14 protein-coding genes are annotated in these 19,827 nt (G+C 71.3%); 9 read left to right on the top strand and 5 right to left on the bottom strand.

All coding sequences use genetic code 11. From position 1 onward, the window contains the following. Positions 1-48 precede the first annotated feature (48 nt). The 3 genes from ACOKR1_RS07375 to ACOKR1_RS07365 all read left to right on the top strand — a co-directional run bounded on the left by ACOKR1_RS07375 (position 49) and on the right by ACOKR1_RS07365 (position 5,202). Positions 49-2,532 (top strand): MMPL family transporter, encoded by a 2,484-nt coding sequence (locus ACOKR1_RS07375; RefSeq protein WP_422936046.1) that lies wholly within the window; start codon positions 49-51, stop codon positions 2,530-2,532. Positions 2,533-2,656: 124 nt separating this feature from the next. Next, the gene (locus ACOKR1_RS07370; RefSeq protein WP_422936045.1) at positions 2,657-3,313 is read left to right on the top strand and encodes a Maf family protein; all 657 of its coding nucleotides are present in this window, start codon (positions 2,657-2,659) and stop codon (positions 3,311-3,313) included. A 47-nt stretch (positions 3,314-3,360) separates the two neighbouring features. After that, entirely contained in the window at positions 3,361-5,202 is a 1,842-nt protein-coding gene (locus ACOKR1_RS07365; RefSeq protein ID WP_422936044.1) for an acetyl/propionyl/methylcrotonyl-CoA carboxylase subunit alpha, read from the top strand. A 119-nt stretch (positions 5,203-5,321) separates the two neighbouring features. Here the strand turns inward: ACOKR1_RS07365 and ACOKR1_RS07360 are convergent, their stop codons facing one another. Next, complete coding sequence (locus ACOKR1_RS07360; RefSeq protein ID WP_422936043.1) at positions 5,322-6,749, bottom strand: MFS transporter; 1,428 nt, start codon at positions 6,747-6,749, stop codon at positions 5,322-5,324. A gap of 248 nt (positions 6,750-6,997) precedes the next feature. Between ACOKR1_RS07360 and ACOKR1_RS07355 the strand changes: the two genes are divergently transcribed. The 3 genes from ACOKR1_RS07355 to ACOKR1_RS07345 all read left to right on the top strand — a co-directional run bounded on the left by ACOKR1_RS07355 (position 6,998) and on the right by ACOKR1_RS07345 (position 12,265). Beyond that, complete coding sequence (locus tag ACOKR1_RS07355; RefSeq protein WP_422936042.1) at positions 6,998-8,437, top strand: MFS transporter; 1,440 nt, start codon at positions 6,998-7,000, stop codon at positions 8,435-8,437. Positions 8,438-8,516: 79 nt separating this feature from the next. After that, positions 8,517-10,679 (top strand): molybdopterin oxidoreductase family protein, encoded by a 2,163-nt coding sequence (locus ACOKR1_RS07350; protein WP_422936041.1) that lies wholly within the window; start codon positions 8,517-8,519, stop codon positions 10,677-10,679. After that, the gene (locus ACOKR1_RS07345; protein ID WP_422936040.1) at positions 10,676-12,265 is read left to right on the top strand and encodes an FAD-dependent oxidoreductase; all 1,590 of its coding nucleotides are present in this window, start codon (positions 10,676-10,678) and stop codon (positions 12,263-12,265) included. The genes ACOKR1_RS07350 and ACOKR1_RS07345 overlap by 4 nt, the downstream gene beginning before the upstream one ends. A gap of 354 nt (positions 12,266-12,619) precedes the next feature. Here the strand turns inward: ACOKR1_RS07345 and ACOKR1_RS07340 are convergent, their stop codons facing one another. Genes ACOKR1_RS07340 through ACOKR1_RS07330 form a run of 3 tightly spaced genes read right to left on the bottom strand, consistent with a single transcriptional unit; the run spans position 12,620 to position 15,731 of the window. Beyond that, complete coding sequence (locus ACOKR1_RS07340; RefSeq protein ID WP_422936039.1) at positions 12,620-13,093, bottom strand: hemerythrin domain-containing protein; 474 nt, start codon at positions 13,091-13,093, stop codon at positions 12,620-12,622. A 48-nt stretch (positions 13,094-13,141) separates the two neighbouring features. Further along, a complete protein-coding gene (locus ACOKR1_RS07335) occupies positions 13,142-14,296 on the bottom strand; it encodes a M20 metallopeptidase family protein (protein WP_422936038.1) in 1,155 nt (384 codons plus the stop codon). Between the two features lie 25 nt (positions 14,297-14,321). Beyond that, positions 14,322-15,731 carry an NAD(P)H-quinone dehydrogenase gene (locus ACOKR1_RS07330; protein WP_422936037.1) on the bottom strand — a complete coding sequence of 470 codons (1,410 nt, stop codon included), beginning with the start codon at positions 15,729-15,731 and terminating at the stop codon, positions 14,322-14,324. A 154-nt stretch (positions 15,732-15,885) separates the two neighbouring features. On the opposite strand from ACOKR1_RS07330, the gene ACOKR1_RS07325 reads away from it, so the two are divergent. The 3 genes from ACOKR1_RS07325 to ACOKR1_RS07315 all read left to right on the top strand — a co-directional run bounded on the left by ACOKR1_RS07325 (position 15,886) and on the right by ACOKR1_RS07315 (position 19,148). Further along, positions 15,886-16,689, top strand: a complete 804-nt coding sequence (locus ACOKR1_RS07325; protein WP_422936036.1) for a purine-nucleoside phosphorylase — start codon at positions 15,886-15,888, stop codon at positions 16,687-16,689. Between the two features lie 16 nt (positions 16,690-16,705). Then, on the top strand, positions 16,706-18,484 hold the full coding sequence (locus tag ACOKR1_RS07320) for a phospho-sugar mutase (protein ID WP_422936035.1): 1,779 nt from the start codon (positions 16,706-16,708) through the stop codon (positions 18,482-18,484). 292 nt (positions 18,485-18,776) lie between these two features. Continuing rightward, on the top strand, positions 18,777-19,148 hold the full coding sequence (locus tag ACOKR1_RS07315) for a VOC family protein (protein WP_422936034.1): 372 nt from the start codon (positions 18,777-18,779) through the stop codon (positions 19,146-19,148). Between the two features lie 200 nt (positions 19,149-19,348). Here ACOKR1_RS07315 and nirD read toward each other — a convergent pair whose 3' ends face one another. Next, positions 19,349-19,735, bottom strand: coding sequence for a nitrite reductase small subunit NirD (nirD, locus tag ACOKR1_RS07310; RefSeq protein WP_422936033.1), 387 nt, complete (start codon positions 19,733-19,735; stop codon positions 19,349-19,351). Positions 19,736-19,827: the final 92 nt, after the last annotated feature.

Below are 19,827 nucleotides of genomic sequence, written 5' to 3'. Positions count from 1 at the left end.
CCTGTTCCCGCCTCCCCCCGCCGCCGTTTCTCACCCACAGAAGGCATCATGGCTACCCTCCTCTATCGTCTCGGCCGCTTCGCGTACGACCGCCGGTGGCTCGTCCTCTCGCTCTGGATCGTGGTGCTCCTCGCCGTCGGCGGGTCCGCGGCCGCGTTCCACGGGACCCTGAGCAACACGTTCCAGATCCCCGGCACCGAGACCCAGCGCATGCTGGACAAGCTCAAGACGGACCTCCCCTCGTCCGCGGGCGGAAGCGCGAGCATTGTCTTCGAGTCGCCGGACGCGGCCTTCACCTCTGCCCAGAGGCAGGGCATCAGCGACGCCCTCACGCAGATCAAGGGCCTCGACGGGGTCCAGAGCGACACCGACCCGTTCGCCACCCAAACCCAGCTCGACAACGCGGCCGCCCAGGTGGTGAGCGGGCAGAAGCAGATCGCGGACGCGGACGCCCAGCTGACCGCAGGCCAGCAGCAGCTCGAGGCCCAGAAGCAGGCACTCGCCGCACAGGGCATGCCCGCCGGCGCGATCGCGCAGGCCACGGCGAGCGCCCAGGCCAAGATCGACGACGGCCGCGCGCAGCTCACGCAGAAGAAGGCCGACCTTGCGCTCGGCGCACGCCAGGCCCAGGCCTCGCAGGGGCTGCGCTTCGTCTCGAGCGACGGCAAGGCCGCGATCGCCACGATCCAGTTCACGAAGTCCACGGACGCACTCCCGGCCGACCTCCGCCAGAAGGTCCAGGACCTCGCCGCCCGGGTTCCGGGCGTCCACTCCTACGCGAGCAAGGAACTCACGCAGGACATCTCCCAGCTGTTCGGACCCTCGGAGGCGACCGGCGTGATCATCGCCGCGATCGTGCTCCTGATCATGCTCGGCACGTTCGTCGCGGCGGGGCTCCCGCTCCTCATGGCCCTTGTGGGCGTCGGCGTGGGCGTCGGGGGGACGTTCGCCCTGACCGGCGTGATCCAGATGAGTTCCACGACCCCCATGCTTGGGCTCATGCTCGGCCTCGCGGTGGGGATCGACTACTCGCTCTTCATCGTCAACCGCCACCGCACCCAACTCCTGCACGGCATGGCCCCGCGCGAGTCGGTCGCGCTCTCGATCGGCACGTCCGGCAATGCGGTCCTCTTCGCGGGCCTCACGGTCATCATCGCGCTCGCCGCGCTCGTGGTTCCGGGCTTGCCGTTCCTCGCCGTCATGGGCGTCGCGGCGGCCGCAACGGTCGCCGTCTCGGTCCTCGTCGCGATCACGCTCCTCCCGGCGATCCTCGGCTTCGCGGGCAAGCGCATCATCTCCAAGCGGCGCTGGAAGAAGGCCGCCGCGCAGAACGCCAAGGCCGGCCACGAGGAGGCCGAGGCGCGCGAGGACCTCGCGAAGGCCGAGCACGGCTGGGGCGCGTGGGTCACGCGCCACCCGTGGATCGCGCTCGTCGCTTCCGTGCTCGTGCTCGGGGCCCTGGCCCTCCCGGCCGCCCAGCTGCGGCTCGCGCTCCCCGACGGCGGCTCCGAACCCGTCGAGTCGAGCGCCTACCAGGCCTACGACGCCACCGGCAAGTACTTCGGCCAGGGCATGACCGGCCCGATCGTCGTGGTCGGCGAGTTCCCGTCAGGCCTCGACGCGACCGCCGCGAAGACCAAGCAGTACGACGTCGCGGACCAGCTCCGTTCGGTTCACGGCGTCACTGCGGCCGTCCCGGTCGCGCTGAGCGACGACCGCCGCACGGCCGTGTTCCAGGTCATCCCGACCGACGGTCCCGCGAGCGCGAGCACCGTCCAGGTGGTCAACGACCTCCGGGCGAATGGCGCGCAGATCCAGAGCGCGACCGGGGTCACGATCGGCCTCACAGGCCAGACGGCGGCGAACGTCGACGTCTCGTCGAAGCTCGCCGACGCGCTCCCGCCGTACCTCGCGATCGTCGTCGGCCTCTCGCTCGTGCTCCTGCTGCTCGTGTTCCGCTCGCTCCTCGTGCCGCTCCTCGCCACGGGCGGGTTCCTGCTTTCCCTCGGGGCCGCGTTCGGCTCGGTGGTCGCGGTGTACCAATGGGGTTGGCTGGGCCCGGTCTTCGACGTGACGCACCCCGGGGCCGTGCTGAGCTTCCTGCCGATCCTGCTCATCGGCATCCTGTTCGGCCTCGCGATGGACTACCAGGTGTTCATCACGTCGGGGATCCGCGAGGCGTACGTCCACGGCCAGGAGGCGCACCTCGCCGTCAAGACCGGCTTCCGCCACGCGGCGCGCGTCGTGACTGCCGCGGCGATCATCATGGTGGCCGTATTCGCAGGCTTCATCTTCAGCCACGTGACGATGATCCGGCCGCTCGGGTTCGCGCTCGCGCTCGGCGTGCTGCTGGACGCGTTCGTGGTCCGCATGACGCTCGTCCCGGCGGTCATGCGCCTCATCGGCAGGGGCGCGTGGTGGCTGCCGCGCTGGCTCCAGCGGATCCTCCCGGACCTCGACATCGAGGGCGCCCAGCTCGAGCGGACGACGTCGGAGCCCACCCCGCGCATCGCGGAGCCTGCCAGCCGGTAGGCCTGACCGTCCCTTCCTGCCCACTTTGGCGCTCCCCGCCGTCCCCGAAGCCTCGATCCGAGCCATTCCTGACCCGGTTCGAGGCATGATGTGGGCAGGAAGGAACGGCCACTAGGCTGGACGCATGGTCGCGGCCCCCTCTCCCTCCCCACCCGCCCTCGTCCTCGCCTCGAAGTCCCCCGCACGCACGAAACTGCTTGCGGAGGCCGGGATCCCCCACCAGATCGTCGTCTCCGCCGTGGACGAGGACGCGATCGTCGCCCAGCACCCCGAGGCAGGCCCCGCCGAGATGGCCCTCCTGCTCGCCCGCGCGAAGGCCGAGGCCGTCGCGTCGCTGGCCGAGGCGGACGGCGCATTGGTCCTCGGCTGCGACTCGGTCTTCGAGTTCGACGGCGCGGCGCTCGGCAAGCCGTACACGGCGGACGTCGCGGTCGAGCGGCTGCGTGCCATGAGCGGCCGCGCGGGGGTGCTCCACACGGGGCACTGGCTCGTGGACTGCCGCGACGGCGTCGTCTCGAGCGAGGGCGAGCTCTGCTCCGCAGGCGTCGAGTTCACTGAAATGTCCGACGACGAGATCGACGCGTATGTCGCGACCGGCGAACCGCTCCACTGCGCGGGTTCCTTCACGATCGACGGGCTCGGGGGCGCGTTCCTGGCCCGCGTGGACGGCGACCCGCACGCCGTCGTGGGCCTCTCGGTCTCGACGCTGCGTGCGCTCCTCTCCCGCGCCAAGGTGCGGCTCACTGACTTCTGGGCCGCCGCCGTCGTGCCTCATTTGTAGGACCCCGACAAAGGATCGGCCGCTCCCCCGCCGGATCCGCCATCAATATGGGCGAATCCACCAAAGGGGCGCTAGGCTCACGGACAGTACAGAACGGAGTAGCCTTGTCCCTCAACGCCGCAAGCAAGCCCATCACGAAGGTCCTCATCGCGAACCGCGGTGAGATCGCCGTTCGCGTCATCCGAGCGGCCCGCGACGAGGGGCTGGCCTCGGTCGCCGTCTACGCGGATCCCGATCGGGACGCGCTGCACGTGCGCCTCGCCGACGAGGCCTTCGCGCTCGGCGGCACGACCGCTGCCGAGTCGTACCTCGTGATGGACAAGATCCTCGATGCGGCGCGCCACTCCGGCGCTGACGCCATCCACCCCGGCTACGGCTTCCTCTCCGAGAACGCCGAGTTCGCCCGCCGCGTGATCGACGCCGGCCTCACGTGGATCGGACCCTCGCCCGAGGCGATTGCTGCCCTCGGCGACAAGGTCTGCGCACGCCACATCGCGGAGAAGGTCGGCGCGCCCCTCGTGCCTGGGACGAAGGACCCGGTCGGCTCCGCCGCCGAGGTCCTTGAGTTCGCGCGGGAGTATGGCCTCCCGCTCGCGATCAAGGCCGCGTACGGTGGCGGCGGGCGCGGCATCAAGGTGGCCCGCACGCTTGAGGAGATCCCGGAGCTCTACGAGTCGGCGGTGCGCGAGGCGACGGCCGCGTTCGGCCGCGGCGAGTGCTTCATCGAGCGTTTCCTCGACTCCCCGCGCCACGTGGAGACGCAGTGCCTCGCCGATTCGCACGGCCACGTCGTGGTGGTCTCGACGCGCGACTGCTCGCTCCAACGCCGCAACCAGAAGCTCGTCGAGGAGGCCCCCGCGCCGTTCCTGACCGACGAGCAGACCAAGCGCCTCTACGAGTCCTCGAAGGCGATCCTCAAGGAGGCCGGGTACCTCGGCGCCGGCACGTGCGAGTTCCTCGTGGGCCAGGACGGGACCATCAGCTTCCTCGAGGTCAACACGCGCCTTCAGGTCGAGCACTGCGTCTCCGAGGAGGTCACGGGTCTGGACCTCGTGCGCGAGCAGTTCCGCCTCGCGCGCGGCGAGGAGCTCGGCTACGACGATCCCGAGATCCGCGGCCACTCCTTCGAATTCCGTATCAACGGCGAGGACCCGGGCCGCAACTTCATGCCTGCGCCCGGCACGGTCGAGACGCTCAAGTACCCGACCGGCCCCGGCATCCGCGTGGATTCGGGCATCGAGGCCGGAGAGGTCATCAGCGGCAACTTCGACTCGATGCTCGCGAAGCTCATCGTGACCGGCTCGAGCCGCGAGCAGGCGCTCGAGCGCTCGCGCCGTGCCCTCGACGAGCTTGTGATCACGGGCATGCCCACGGTCGTTCCGTTCCACGCCGCTGTGGTGCGCGACCGGGCGTTCGCGCCCGCGTCCGGCCCGTTCCGCGTGCACACGCGTTGGATCGAGACCGAGTTCGAGAACGAGATTCCGGCGTGGTCGGGCGTCCCCGGCGCGGGCGCGGACGACGCGGGCGAGCGGCAGAGCGTCGTCGTCGAGGTGGGCGGCAAGCGGCTCGAGGTGACGATCCCCGCGGGGCTCGGGGGCATCGCGCGTGCCGGGAAGCCCAAGGCCAAGAAGGCCCGCTCGCAGCGCGGCGGCGGTGCCGCGACGGCGGCGAGCGGCGACGCGCTGACGGCGCCCATGCAGGGCACGATCGTCAAGGTCGCCGTCGAGAACGGTGACCAGGTCGCGGAGGGCGATCTCGTCGTCGTCCTCGAGGCGATGAAGATGGAGCAGCCGCTCACGGCGCACCGCTCGGGCACGATCCACGGCCTCACGGCCGAGGCGGGGCAGACGGTTTCAGCCGGTTCGGTCATCGCGACGATCGAGGACTGAGACCCCACAACACGAGGGACGGGACCCCACAACACGAGGGACGGGACCCCACAACACGAGGGACGGGACCCCACAACCAATCGGTTGCGGGGTCCCGTCCCTCCGTTTGCGGGGTCAGCTCACGCCGCGATGTTGTCCTCGAAGTCCCGGTCGCGGGTCTCGCGCGTCAGAAGCAGCGCGACGAGCGTGAGCACCGCGGCGACTGCGAGGTAGACGCCGACGAGGACGGTGCTCCCCTTCCCGGCCTGCCACAGGGCGATCGCGACGAACGAGGCCGGGGCCGCGCCGATCACGGACGAGAGGTTGTACGCGATCGCCGAACCCGTGTACCGGACGTTCGCGGGGAAGAGCTCAGGCAGGATCGCGGCCATGGGGCCGAACGTCGCGCCCATGAGCGTGAACCCGACGATCAGCCCCACCATCGCCGCGCCCGTGCCGGGGCCGAACATGAGGCCCCACGTGAGGCCGAACACGAGGATGCCCGCCGTGACCCCCAGGAGGAACTTCCTGCGGCCGTACCGCTCCGCGAGCGGGCCCGAGACCACGGTGAAGATCCCGAAGAACACGACGCCGATGATGAGCATCCACAGGAAGAGGCCCCTGTCGATCCCGAGCCCGGGCACGAAGGACGCCGCGTCGAACGTCTTCCCGGCCTTCTCCGCCGCGGCGCGCGCCACCTCGGCCTTCGCGGGGGCCGTTCCGTACGTGAGCGTGAAGCTCGTGGTCAGGTAGAACAGCACATACGTGGCGAGCATGATGAACGTGCCCGCGATGACGGCGCGCCAGTGGTGCTTGAATGTCGCGGCCAGCGGGACGCGGGCCACCTTGTCCTCCTCGAGGACCTTCTGGAAGGACGCGCTCTCGACGAGCTTGAGCCGCACGTAGAGGCCGATCGCCACCATCACGATGCTGAACAGGAAGGGGATGCGCCACCCGAAGTCCTCAAACTGCTTCGCAGTGAGGAATCCGTTCATCACGACGTACATCGTGTTCGCGATGATGAAACCGATCGGCGCGCCGAGCTGGGGGAACGTGCCCCAGACCGCGCGCTTGCCGGCGGGCGCGTTCTCCGTCGCGAGGAGCGCGGCGCCGGACCATTCGCCGCCCAAGGCCAGTCCCTGAAGGAAGCGCAGGACCACGAGCAGGAGCGGCGCGAGCACCACCCAGCCCGGCGTCGACGCCGGGGGCAGGACGCCGATGAGGAACGTCGCGAGGCCCATGGTGAGCAGGGAGGCGACGAGCGTGCCCTTTCGCCCGAGCTTGTCCCCGAAGTGGCCGAACACGATCGAGCCAATGGGCCGCGCGAAGAACGCGACGCCGAAGATCGCGAAAGAGGAGAGGATCGCGTTGATGTCGGTCGCGCCCGGGAAGAACAGCTTCGGGAAGACGAGGACGGACGCCGTCGCGTACGCGTAGAAGTCGAAGAACTCGATTGTGGTGCCGATGAGACTCGAGAAGATCACGCGCCCACGGGTGTTCGCGCCCTTCTGCGAATCGGTTTTCTGCGGCTCTGCCGCCGATTCCTCGGCGACGGCTCGTGTGGCCATGGGTTCTGGTGCCTTTCGCATGCTGGACCCACCGTTGACATGGGTCCTGGGATCGTGCGTGGCCATCCTACGAACAGCGTCCACTGACCGGACATTCGGTCCACATACCGGACCTCACCTCACGACTCACCCAAAACCGCCGTGAGAAGAGAGGTCGATGTCACGGCCTGTTTACACCCCGCGACGCTTCCGGAAACGCGCCGTTCTTAGCGTGGAACTAGACAAGTTCCCACGTTCAAGGAGGGCCCATGAGCACCGACCCCCAGATCACCGCCTCCGCGGCACCGGCGGCAGAGCGAACGACGGCGGCCCCCGCCTCCCATCTGAGCCTCGACTTCCGCGCGGGTCGCTGGATCGAGCACTGGAACCCGGAAGACGCCACCCAGTGGGAGCGCGAGGGGCGCGCGATCGCTCGGCGGAACCTCGTGTGGTCGATCTTCGCCGAGTTCCTCGGCTTCGTCGTGTGGCAGCTTTGGTCGATCGTCGTCGTCCAGCTTCCGGCGGCCGGCTTCAAGTTCGACACGTCACAGACATTCTGGCTCATCTCGATGCCGAGCCTCGTCGGCGCGACGCTCCGCATCCCCTACACGTTCATGGTCTCCCGCTTCGGCGGCCGGAACTGGACGATCGTCTCCGCGCTCCTGCTCCTCATCCCCACGATCGGCCTCGCGGCGTGCGTCGCGAACCCCAGTACGCCGTTCTGGGTCATGCTCGCTGTTGCAGGCCTCGCGGGCTTCGGCGGCGGCAACTTCGCGAGCTCGATGGCGAACATCACGTTCTTCTACCCGGCTAAGGAGAAGGGCTGGGCGCTCGGCCTCAACGCCGCGGGCGGCAACCTAGGCGCTGCAATCTCGCAGCTCGCCGTGCCGATTGTGGTGAGCCTCACGGCCGTCGTCGTGACGGGCCCCCGCGGCGGCACCCTCGCCATGGCGGGCCTCATGTGGGTTCCGTTCATCCTCATCGCCGCGTTCGCGGCCTGGCGGCGCATGAACAACCTCTCGAACGCGAAGGGCGACGTCGCAGGCTCGCTCGCGGCGCTCAAGGAGCCGCACCTGTGGATCGTCGCGTTCCTCTACATCGGCACGTTCGGCTCCTTCATCGGCTTCGGCGGCGTGTTCCCGAAGCTCATCCACGACATCTTCCCCGCGTACTCGACGTTCGCGCTCGGCCCGGCCGCGCTCTCCCTCGCGTTCCTCGGCCCGCTCGTCGGCTCGCTCTCCCGCCCGTACGGCGGCAAGCTCGCGGATCGCTTCGGCGGCGCGCGCATCACGGTCGCCTCCTTCGCGACGATGGCGGTCGTGACTCTCGCCCTCATCGCGACGCTCCCCCTCAAGAACTTCTGGCTCTTCCTCGTCCTGTTCCTCGCGCTGTTCGCCGCGAGCGGCATCGGCAACGGCTCGACCTATCGCATGATCCCGGTGATCTTCGCCCGGGCGAGCCGGGCCGCCCAGGCCGGCGCGGCGCCGTCGCACACGGCGCGGCTCTCCTCCGCGGCGCTCGGGCTCATCTCGGCCATCGGCGCGTACGGCGGCTTCGCCATCCCGCAGCTGCTCGGCGCATCGAGCACCGCGACGGGATCCTACGTCCCGGCGTTCTACGGATTCGTCGCCGCGTACGTGCTCATGCTCGTGGTCTCCTGGGCCTGCTACCTCCGCCGCGGGAGCGCCGTGGCCCGAACGGGAGCCTGACATGCCCGGCCCGGCGGTTCCTCAGCCGCCCGCCCAACCAGTAGCGACCCACTGCCCCTACTGCGCCCTGCAGTGCGGGATGAACCTGACGCCGGCCCAGAACGAGGCCGCGCCCGAGGTGTCCGGCCGCGAGTTCCCCACCAACCGGGGCGGCCTGTGCCGCAAGGGCTGGACCGCCGCGGAGCTCCTCAGGCACCCCGAGCGCGTCATGGAACCGCTCGTGCGCGACGCCCGGGGCGTGCTCCGCGAGGCGAGCTGGGACGAGGCGCTCGGGCGGGTCGCGAGCGAGATCCGCCGGGCCCAGGCGGCCCACGGGCCGGACGCCGTCGGGATCTTCGGCGGCGGCGGGCTCACGAATGAGAAGGCGTACCTCCTCGGCAAGTTCGCCCGGGTCGCGCTCGGCACTTCGCGCATCGACTACAACGGCCGGTTCTGCATGTCCTCGGCCGCGGCCGCCGGAAACCGGGCCTTCGGGATCGACCGGGGCCTGCCATTCCCCCTCACCGACCTCGACGCAGCGGACACCATCCTCCTGCTCGGTTCGAACGTCGCCGAGACCATGCCGCCGTTCGTGCAGCACCTCGCGGGTGCGCGCGAGGCGGGCGGGCTCATCGTGGTCGACCCGCGTCACTCCGCGACGGCCAAACTCACGGACGACGGCGCCGGCACTCACCTCGCGCCCGCCCCGCACACGGACCTCGTGCTGCTCCTCGGCCTCGCCCACGTGGTCATCAACGACGGCCTCCTGAACTCGGGCTACCTCGCGGCCCGCACCGAGGGCCTCGAGTCCGTGATCCGCTCCGTGGCTCCGTGGTGGCCCGAGCGGGTCCAGGCGACCACGGGTATCCCCGCCAACCTCGTGCGCGAGACCGCGCACCGGCTCGCGAAGTCCGCGCGCACGGGCTCGTGCTACATCCTGACGGGCCGCGGCGTCGAGCAGCACGCGGACGGCACCGACACCGTCACGGCCGCGATCAACCTCGCGCTGCTCCTCGGCCTCCCCGGCTCGCCGCTCGGCGGCTACGGGACGCTCACCGGCCAGGGCAACGGCCAAGGCGGGCGCGAGCACGGGCAGAAGGCCGACCAGCTCCCCGGCTACCGCAAGATCACCGACCCCGAGGCCCGCGCGCACGTCGCCCGGGTCTGGGGCGTTCCGGAGGCGAGCATCCCCGGGCCGGGACTCCCCGCCGTCGAACTCCTGCGCACCCTCGGAACGGACGGCGGCGTGCGCGCCCTCCTCGTGCACGGCGCCAACGTCGTGGTCTCCGCGCCGGACGTGTCTGCCGTCCGTGAGGGGCTGCAGCGACTCGACTTCCTGGCCGTCTGCGACTTCTTCCTCTCCGAGACGGCGCGCGAGGCGGACGTCGTGCTCCCGGTCCTGCAGTGGGCCGAGGAGGAAGGCACCATGACGAACCTCGAGGGCCGCGTGCTGCGGCGCCGCCGCGCTGTCGAGGCGCCCGCGGGCGCGCGGTCCGAGCTGTGGATCATGAACCGCCTCGCGGAGCTGCTCGACGCGCCGTCGTCCTTCCCGACAGAGCCCGAGGTGGTCTTCGAGGAGCTCCGCGCCGCGTCCGCCGGCGGGCTCGCGGACTACTCGGGGATCTCGTACAAGCTCCTCGATAGCGGCGCCGAGGCCTACTGGCCGTACCCCGCGGGCACAGCCGGCACCCCGCGGCTGTTCCGCGACCGCTTCGCGCACGACGACGGGCGGGCTCGCCTCGTCGCGGTGCGCGCCGCAACCCCCTCGTGGACGCACGCGCGGCCCGCGCTCGAAGAATTCCACCTCGCGACCGGTCGCCTGCTCGAGCACTACCAGTCGGGCGCGCAGACCCGCCGCGTCGAGGCCCTCAACACGGCCCAACCGGAGCCGCGGCTCCAGCTTCACCCCGCCCCGGCCGCGCGCCTGCGGATCGCCGACGGCTCATGGGTGCGGATCACCCGCGCCGGCGGCCACACGCCGTCGGCCGTTTCTTCCATCGCGGCAGCCGCCGAATCCGCTCCTGCGGCGAACGCCGAGGTGCTGTGCCGGGTCGAGCTCACGCTCGACATCCGCCCCGACACCGTGTTCCTGCCGTTCCACTTCCCGGGGCTCGCGGCCGCGAACCAGGTCACGGAGTCCCGCACGGACCCGATCTCGGGCATGCCCGAGTTCAAGACCACCCGCGTCCTCGTCGAACCGACGGGCTTCCCGCCGGCCGACCCCGGCCTCGTCCACGCCGCCCCACGAGAGGAGCGCCCGTGACCTTCGGCGCTGTCCCGTCCCAGTCGCAGCCCGGCACCCCGGAGCGCATCGTCGTCGTCGGCTTCGGCCCCGTCGCGGCGCGCTTCGTCGACGAGCTGCGCCCGGCCGCGCTCGCGGGCGTCGCGGACGTGACCGTGATCGGCGAGGAGGAGCAAGCTGCGTACAACCGCGTGCTCGTCGCCGATCTCGGCGTGGGGCGGACCACGCTCGCGGCGATGCAGCTCTCAGACGCGGACGAACTGGCGGTCGACGGCGTGCGCGTTCTGCTCGGGGCGCGCGCCGCCCGGATCGACCGGAGCCGGCGGAGGCTGCACCTCTCGGACGGGACCGCGCTCCCCTACGACCGACTGGTCCTCGCGACCGGTGCCCGCGCCGCCGTGCCGAACCTCACGGGGCTCAACCCCGATCCGGTCCACCCCGTGCTCCCCGAGGGCGTCACGACGCTGCGGGACCTCGCGGACGCCGAGCGACTCGGCGAAGCCGTGCGCGGACGCAAGCGGATCGTGGTTCTGGGCGGCGGCGTCCTGGGCCTCGAGGCCGCGCTCGCGGCGTCCGAGGAGGGCGCGACCGTCACGGTCGTGCACCACGGCGACAAGCCGCTCGGGCGGCAGATCGACCGCGCGGGCGGCGGGACGCTCTCCGCCGCGCTGCGGCGGCAGGGCCTGCGCCTCGCGCCCAATGCGCGGGCCACCGGCATCGAGACGGGCGACGACGGCGCCTTCCGGGCGCTCGTGCTCGATGACGGCTCCGCGATCGACGGCGACCTCCTGGTCATTGCGTGCGGCGCGCGCCCACGGCGCGAGCTCGCCGAGGGGGCCGGGCTTGCGGTCGATCGCGGCATCCTCGTGGACCACCGGCTCGCCGCGGTGCACACCGAGCACGTCTTCGCGATCGGCGACTGCGCCGAGCTGCGGTGCCCGGACCCCTCGTGCGCCCCGTGCGCGCAAGCCTCGGGGCCGAGCGGCCTCATCGCGCCGGGCTGGCGGCAGGCCGACTGGCTCGCGGCGTCCTTCCGCGCGCGGCTCCTCGGCGAGGCCGTGCCCGCTCCGCTGCCGGAGGAGCGGCCCGGCGTCATCCTGCTCAAGGCGCGCGGCGTGAACCTCGCACTCGCGGGCGAGGCGCAGGCCGACCCGTGGGACACGGTGGCATGGGACGCCGACCACGCGGCGGGCCGCGCGCCGCTCGAGGTCTCGCTGTGGGCGGACCCGGCCCACGGACGCTACGTGAAGATGTGCACGCGCGACGGCGTGCTCGAGGGCTTCATCGCGCTCGGGATGCCGCGCGCGGCGGCCGAGCTCACGCTCCTGTTCGGAAGCGGCGCGGAACTCCCCGCCGACCGCTCCGTGATCCTGCGCCTCGACGGCCCCGAGAGCTCGCTCGGCGTGCCCGGCTCGGCCGCCGGACCGGAGTCGACGCTGTGCCGCTGCGCTGGCGTGAGTCGCGGAACCGTGGAGGAGGCGATCGTGGGCGGTTGCTCGACGGTCGAGCAGGTCTCGAAGGGGACCCGCGCCGGGACCGGCTGCGGCGGGTGCAAGGACGGAATCCGCGAGCTCATCGAGCAGCATTTCGCGGCCGTCGGGGCCTGATCGGGCGGTCCCTCGGGGCCCCGCCGGCCCCGCCGATCGGCCCGAAAAAAAATCGGCCCCGAAAAAGCGGATTCGCGTAACCTTTCCTCCGGCTCCGGCGATTACCTAGTTGGAAGCCGGGACGGACTGTCCCCCAGCCCGGCTTTGCTCTGTCCCAGCAGCTGGGCCGGGCTGGAACCTTCCCCCAGTTGTTCCAGCCCGGCCGGGCCCGGGACTTTGCGGCCTTGGTGGTCGACGCTCCTGTCCGGTTGATTCGCCCCAATCGGTCCCAGAGCGGAGTGCCACGGCGGGACACCCCCAGGCGGGCCAAGAAGCGGACCGGAAAGCCGCCCGGCCCCGCCGGACAGCGCAGAGCTACCCCTCCACGACGTCGTCGAGCGAGCCGACCGCCTCGGCCAGGCTCAGGCCCGGGCTCGCCGCGATGAACGGCAGCAGGAGCCGCTCCTCCTGCCCGATGTGCAGAGCGAAGAGCCTCGCGATCATGAAGCCCACCGCAGCGGCCTTCACGCCGCTGGCACCGCGAAGTTCGTCCACGAGCCCCACGAGAGCCTGATGCTCTTGAAGCAGTGCCTCGACGAGCAGGCCGGCCTCTCCCGTGGCGTGTGCGCCGGCGTAGAGCGGACCCTCCTCGGCGAGCATGTGCGGAATGAGCTCGTCCTCGCACCACGAGACGAGATTGGCCTGCTCATCGTGAGCGGTGTTCCGATCGCCCGCCTCGGCGGCGGCGAGGAGCGAGCCTGTGAGGCCGCGAACTCGTTCAAGCATGCGGTCGTGACGGTAGCCCAAGGCTGCCGCTGCCTCCCCGACCGTATGGTGCTTGCGTTCCATGGCGTCATGATGCGCCGCCCTCCGGGGCCCCTCAAGGGCCGAAAACCCTCACTCCGCGGCGAGGAAGTCGAGCGCGATCTGCACCTCGAGCCGGGCGCCGGCGGCCAGCGCGGACTCCGTGACGTTGAACTTCGGGTGGTGGTTCTGGAACGGGAAGCCCTCCGACTCGTCGCCGCCGCCGAAGAACAGGAAGCATCCGGGCACGCGGGCCGCGTACGCGGAGAAGTCCTCGCTGCCGCTCGTGGCCGGGCCCCACGCGACTCGGTCCTCGCCGAGCGCCGTCGCCGCGGCTGCGAACGCGAGTTCGGCGGCGCCGTCGTCGTTCTGGATGGCCTCGTAGCCGGGCTCCCAGTCGAGCGTGTACGTGGCACCGTGCACGGCGCACACCCCCGCGATGACCTCGCGCACCCGCCGCCGCACGGTCTCGCGGTCGGCGGGGTCGGTCGTCCGCACGGACAACGCCAGCTTGGCCGTGTCGGGAATGACGTTGGGCGCCTCCCCCGAGTTGAAGCTCCCGACCGTGACGACCGCGAAGTGATCCGGCGCGATGGATCGCGAGACGACCGTCTGCAGCGCGAGCACGATCTCGGAGCCCACGACCACGGGGTCGATGCCGTGCTGCGGCATCGAGCCATGCGAGCCGCGGCCCTGGATGGTGAGCTGCCCGCCGTCGTACGCGGTCGAGGCGGCCCCGCGCGTGATGGTGACCGTCCCCGCCTTCTGGTTCATGACGTGAAGCCCGAACACGCCGTCGGCGCCGTCGAGCGCACCCGCGGCGACGAGCTCGGCGGCGCCGCCCGGCGGCTGCTCCTCGGCATGCTGGAAGAGGAACGTAACCGTCCCAGCGAGCTCGTCGCGGAGCCCCGCAAGCGTCTTCGCCGCGGCGAGGAGCATGGCCGTGTGCGCGTCGTGGCCGCACGCGTGCATGAGGCCGGGCGTCTGCGAGGCGAAGGGTTCGCCCGTCTCCTCGAGCACGGGAAGCGCGTCCATATCGGCCCGCAGGGCCACGGAACGGCCGGGCCGCGAGCCGCGGAGCGTCCCGACGACGCCCGTGGGCGTGGGCCGGGCCACTTCGATCCCGAAGCCCTCAAGCAGCTCCGCGACGAGGCCGGACGTCCTCGTCTCGTGGAAGCCCAGCTCGGGGTGGGCGTGGATGTCTCGCCGCCAGGCGATGAGGGCGTCTTCGTCAATCTCCCAGTTCACGCACCCCAACCTACGCCCGAAAGCGCTACATGTGGACGTGCAGACGCCGCGCGGCCTCCGAGATCGAGCCGGAGAGCGACGGGTAGACGGCGTACGTCGCGGCGACGTCGTCGACGTGCAGGTTCTGCTCCACAGCGATGGCGAGGCCGAAGATGAGCTCGGAGGCGTTCGAGCCCATGACGACGGCGCCGATCACCGTGCCCGTGCCCTTGCGCGCGATGATCTTGACGAAGCCGTCCGTCGTGTTGCGCATCTTGGCGCGCGCGTTGCTCTTGAGCCGCAGCGTCACGATGTCGCCCGCGACCTTGCCGCTCGCGACGTCCGCCTCCGAGACGCCCACCGACGCGATCTCCGGCGACGTGAAGATGTTCGAGGCGACGTGGTTGAGGTTGAGCGGCAGGACGCGGTCGCCGAGGAAGTGCGCGACCGCGATGCGTCCCTGCATGGCGGCAACGGAGGCAAGGGCGAGGACGCCCGTGCAGTCGCCCGCGGCGTAGACGTTGATCGCCGTGGTGCGGGAGACGCCGTCGACCTTGATGTGCCCGCTCTCCGAGAGCGCGATGCCGGCCTCCTCGAGGCCGATCCCCTCCGTGTTCGGGATCGAGCCGACGCACACGAGGCAGTGCGAGCCCGTCACCTTGGTGCCGTCGCCGAGGACGACGGCGACGCCGTCGCCCGTGCGTTCGACGGCGGCCGCGCGCGAGCGGGAGAGGACGTTGACGCCGCGGCGCGCGAAGACCTTCTCGAGGAGCTCCGCACCATCCTCGTCCGAGCCGGGCAGGACGCGATCGCGCGAGGACACGAGCGTGACCTTGGCCCCGAGGCCGTTGTACGCGGACGCGAACTCGGCGCCCGTGACGCCCGAGCCCACCACGATGAGGTGCTCCGGGATCTCGTCGAGCTCGTAGAGCTGCGTCCAGTTGAGGATCCGCTCGCCGTCGTAGCGCGCGGTCGGGAGCTCGCGCGGGTGGGCTCCGACCGCGAGGATCACGGCGTCCGCGTCGATGAGCTCGGCACCGGAGTCCGTCGTCGCCTCGATCGTGTGCGGGGCGACGAGCCGGCCCATGCCGTCGACGATCCGCACGCCGAGCTGCTCGAGCCCCGCGCGGATATCCTGCGACTGCTGCCGCGCGAGGCCCATGAGGCGCTCGTTGATGGCACGCAGGTCTGCGTGCTTGATGGGCCCGCCGTCCGTGTGGCCAAGGTGGATGCCGAGCGCGGCGGCCTCCTCGACGCGGGTCATGAGGTCCGAGGACGCGATGAGCGTCTTCGACGGGACCACGTCCGTCAGGACGGCCGAGCCGCCCAGGCCCGAGCGCTCGACAACGGTCACGCGCGCTCCGAGGGACGCCGCGACGGACGCCGCCTCGTAGCCGCCGGGGCCGCCGCCGAGGATCGCGATGTGGGGAACGCTGAAATCGGGGTTCATCGTCACGGACACCCATTGTGCCCTGACGATGCCGCGCCCCACCACTGCGTGCGCCACTCACCCGGGTGATGTGCAGCACGTGACGCCCTGTTTGGCGTGCTCCAACGGCGCGGCACCGTGTGGACGTGCCACGCGGGGTCCGCGTTGGTAGGTTCTACGTGTGACAACTACTGAGCCCTTCCAGCTGGCCCAGGCTGCCGCCGACTACCTCGCGCAGGCCACCGGCGTGCCCTCGCACGATATCGCGCTCGTCCTCGGATCCGGGTGGGGCGGGGCCGCGGACCTCATCGGCGAGGTCACGGCGACGGTTCCCACGAGCGAGGTCCCGGGCTTCTCGGCGCCTGCTGTCGAGGGGCACGTGGGCACGATCCGCTCCGTCCTCACGCGAGAGGGCAAGCGCGCGCTCGTGCTCGGCTCGCGCACTCACTACTACGAGGGCAAGGGCGTCCGCGCCGTGGTCCATGGGGTGCGCACGGCCGCCGCGGCCGGCTGCCGCGTGCTCGTCCTCACGAACGGCTGCGGTGGGCTCAACCCCGCGTGGAAGCCGGGCACGCCCGTGCTCATCAACGACCACATCAACCTCACGGCCACGTCGCCGCTCGAGGGCGCGACGTTCGTGGATCTCACGGACCTCTACTCGAGCCGGCTCCGCGATCTGGCCCGCGAGGTCGATCCGACCCTCGACGAGGGCGTCTACGCCCAGTTCCCGGGGCCGCACTACGAGACGCCCGCCGAGGTGCAGTACGCGAAGCGCATCGGCGCGGACCTCGTCGGCATGTCGACGGCGCTCGAGGCGATCGCCGCGCGCCACGCCGGTCTCGAGGTGTTCGGGATCTCGCTCGTCACGAATCTTGCCGCGGGCATCAGCCCCACGCCGCTGAGCCACGAAGAGGTCATCGAGGCCGGCCGAGCGGCCGGCCCGCGGATCTCCCGGCTCCTCGCCGACGTCATCGCGAAAATTTGAAGGGACCGGGGACACTATGAGCGCAACTCCCGCTGGATTCGAGGAGCTGCGAAGCAAGGCCGAGGCATGGGCGAAGGCCGATCCGGACCCCGAGACGGCCGCCCAGCTTCGCGCCACGCTCGAGCAGGCCGCCGATGGGCAGGCCGTCGCGTACCAGGAGCTCGTTGACGCTTTCGGTGGGACGCTTCAGTTCGGCACCGCCGGGCTGCGCGCCGCGCTGGGTCCGGGCCCGAACCGCATGAACAGCGTCGTGGTGCGCCGCGCCGCGGCGGGGCTCGCCGAATTCGTGCGGCGGCGCGTCGCCGAGGCGAAGCCGGGCCAGGAGGACGACGGCGGGCGGCCGCGCGCCGTCGTCGGCTTCGACGCGCGCAAGAACTCGGATGCGTTCGCGCTCGACACCGCCGCGATCTTCACGGCCGCTGGCCTCGAGACGTTCCTCATGCCCGGCCCGCTCCCGACGCCCGTGCTCGCGTATGCGCTGCGCGCGTTCGGCTGCGACGTGGGCGTCATGGTGACGGCGAGCCACAACCCGCCCCAGGACAACGGCTACAAGGTGTACCTCGGCGGGCGCGCGGTCGACGACGCGGGCCGGGGCGCGCAGATCGTCGCCCCAGTCGACGCCGAGATCGCGGGCCTCATCGCGGAGGTCGGGCCGGTGGGCACGATCGAGCTCGCGGGCTCGGGGTGGACCGTGCTCCCGGCGAGCATCGCCGCGGACTACCGCGCCGCCGTCGTCCGCTTGGCCCAGCCCGAGGCGTTCGGCGCTCGCGAACTCAGGATCGTGCTCACGCCCCTGCACGGCGTGGGCGGGACCACGGCGCTCGGCGTGCTGCGGGAGGCCGGCTTCGAGGACGTGACGCTCGTGGCCGAGCAGGCCGTCCCCGACCCCGGCTTCCCCACCGTCGCGTTCCCGAACCCCGAGGAGCCCGGCGCGCTCGACCTCGCGCTCGCGGCCGCGCGGGAGGCAGGAGCGGACCTCGTCATCGCGAACGATCCCGACGCCGACCGCTGCGCCGTCGCCGCCCCCGATCCGACGAGCGGCGAGTGGCGCATGCTCCGCGGCGACGAGGTGGGCGCTCTCTTGGGCGCGCATATCGTGCGGCGAATGGGCCTCACGGACGACGGCGGGGGCGCGGCCGCCGCGGGTCCGGTGGGGGGCGTGTTCGCGAACTCGATCGTCTCCTCGCGCCTCTTGGGCCGCATCGCGGACGCTGCGGGGATCGCCCACCGCGAGACGCTCACGGGGTTCAAGTGGATCTCCCGCGTCCCGGGGCTCGTGTACGGCTACGAGGAAGCGCTCGGGTACTGCGTCGCCCCGGAACTCGTCAAGGACAAGGACGGGATCTCCGCCGCGCTGCTCGTCGCCGAGCTCGCGGCTGACGCCAAGTCGCAGGGACAGAGCCTGTTCGATCGGCTCGACGCGCTGCACGTGCTCCACGGCGTGCACCTCACCGACCAGCTGAGCGTGCGGGTCGCGGACCTCGGGCTGCTCGACGCCATGATGGTGCGGCTGCGCGAGAACCCGCCGGCCGCGTTCGCGGACTCCCCCGTGGAGACCGCCGTGGACCTGTCGGTGGGCTCGGAGGGGCTTCCGCCGACCGAGGGCCTCCTGTGGGTGACGCGCGACGCGACGCGCGTGATCGTGCGGCCGAGCGGCACGGAGCCCAAGCTCAAGTGCTACCTCGAAGTGATTCGGCCCGTGGACAGCTCGGCCGAGCTCGCCGAGGCCCGGCAGGCCGCGCGCCAGGCCATGGACGCGGCGCTCGAGGACGTGCGCGAGGCGCTCGGGCTGTAGGCGCGAGGCCTCACCGGAACGGGACCCCGCAACTCGAGGGACGGGACCCCACAGCGTTGCGGGGTCCCGTCCGGGGCGTTGCGGGGTCCCGTCCGGGGCGTTGGGGGGTCCCGTCCGGGGCGTTGCGGGGTCCCGTCCGGGGCGTTGCGGGGTCCCGTCCGGGGCGTTGCGGGGTCCCGTCCGGGGCGTTGCGGGGTCCCGTCCGGGGCGTTGCGGGGTCTCTGCTTGGCCGACGGCGCGGCCTACCATTTGACGTACCACATGAGTCCGCGCGAAGGAGCTGGAATCCGCCATGCTGAACGCAACCATGGTCGTGGCCACTGTTCCCGTGACCGATTTGGATCAGGCGAAGCGCTTTTACGGCGATACGCTCGGCCTGACCCAGCTCTGGGAGAATCCCGCCTCGGTCAGATTCCGGTGCGGAGCGCACAGCGAGCTCTCGGTCTTCAAGCGCCCGGCCCTCGAGACCGTCCACACGCTCGCCCACTTTGAGGTCGCGGACATCGAAAAGACGGTCGCAGAACTCGAAGCCAAGGGCGTCGCGTTCCTCGACTACACCGAGGGGCCCCTCGCGACCACCGGTCACATCGCGCAGCTTGGTCCTGCGCGTGGCGCATGGTTTACGGACCCCGACGGCAACACGCTCGGCCTCCGTCAGGGCTAGGGACGAGACCCCGCAACACGAGGGACGAGACCCCGCAACACGAGGGACGAGACCCCGCAACACCAAGGACGGGACCCCGCAACACCAAGGACGGGACCCCGCAAGGTTGCGGGATCCCGTCCGGGGCGTGCGGGTTCCGTGGTTGTGAGTCTCTGGCTCACACTGCGGGGACGCTGCCCCGCCGCGAGCCAGGTGCGGGATCAGGCCGCGATCTGGACGATGCCGTCCACAACGCGAGCCGGGAACGCCGGAAGCGGAGCTCCGTCGGCGTCAAGCCGCTCGCCCGTGCGGAGGTCGTAGACCTGCTTGAGCAGCGGGGAGGCGATCGTGGGGCGGTCGCCGCGCGAGCCGACGATGCCGCGGGCCATCACGTGCGCCTCGGTCGCGGGATCGCGCTGGTCCACGGCGTAGACCTCGCCGGACGGGAGGCGGAAGACCGCCACCTGACGGCCAGCGACGAGAGCGGCCTCCCCCCAGTTGGGCTCCAGGTCGCTCAGGTTGCACACGCTGTGCCACATCGGCAGAACCGTCGCTGCCGAGGCTTCAAGGGCGTCAACGTCAATCGATGCAGAGGCTGTGATCGTCATGCATCCACGCTAGATATCCATCCATTTCGGACGGGTTGACCATGTGTCACGCGGAAGTAAAACCGCCCTCACTGGCATCGAAACATCGTCGT

It is taken from the genome of Sinomonas sp. P47F7, from assembly GCF_049332655.1.
Taxonomy (GTDB): domain Bacteria; phylum Actinomycetota; class Actinomycetes; order Actinomycetales; family Micrococcaceae; genus Sinomonas.
Note: the sequence above shows the minus strand (reverse complement) of the source record. Positions and strands in the feature narration are given on the sequence as shown.

Excerpts from the sequence above, each read along its gene's own strand:
- nirD (WP_422936033.1), bottom strand. The coding sequence starts at position 19,735 with ATGACGATCACAGCCTCTGCATCGATTGACGTTGACGCCCTTGAAGCC.
- ACOKR1_RS07315 (WP_422936034.1), top strand. The coding sequence starts at position 18,777 with ATGCTGAACGCAACCATGGTCGTGGCCACTGTTCCCGTGACCGATTTG.
- ACOKR1_RS07370 (WP_422936045.1), top strand. The coding sequence starts at position 2,657 with ATGGTCGCGGCCCCCTCTCCCTCCCCACCCGCCCTCGTCCTCGCCTCG.
- ACOKR1_RS07365 (WP_422936044.1), top strand. The coding sequence starts at position 3,361 with ATGGGCGAATCCACCAAAGGGGCGCTAGGCTCACGGACAGTACAGAAC.
- ACOKR1_RS07340 (WP_422936039.1), bottom strand. The coding sequence starts at position 13,093 with ATGGAACGCAAGCACCATACGGTCGGGGAGGCAGCGGCAGCCTTGGGC.
- ACOKR1_RS07350 (WP_422936041.1), top strand. The coding sequence starts at position 8,517 with ATGAACCTGACGCCGGCCCAGAACGAGGCCGCGCCCGAGGTGTCCGGC.
- ACOKR1_RS07360 (WP_422936043.1), bottom strand. The coding sequence starts at position 6,749 with ATGGCCACACGAGCCGTCGCCGAGGAATCGGCGGCAGAGCCGCAGAAA.
- ACOKR1_RS07375 (WP_422936046.1), top strand. The coding sequence starts at position 49 with ATGGCTACCCTCCTCTATCGTCTCGGCCGCTTCGCGTACGACCGCCGG.
- ACOKR1_RS07320 (WP_422936035.1), top strand. The coding sequence starts at position 16,706 with ATGAGCGCAACTCCCGCTGGATTCGAGGAGCTGCGAAGCAAGGCCGAG.
- ACOKR1_RS07355 (WP_422936042.1), top strand. The coding sequence starts at position 6,998 with ATGAGCACCGACCCCCAGATCACCGCCTCCGCGGCACCGGCGGCAGAG.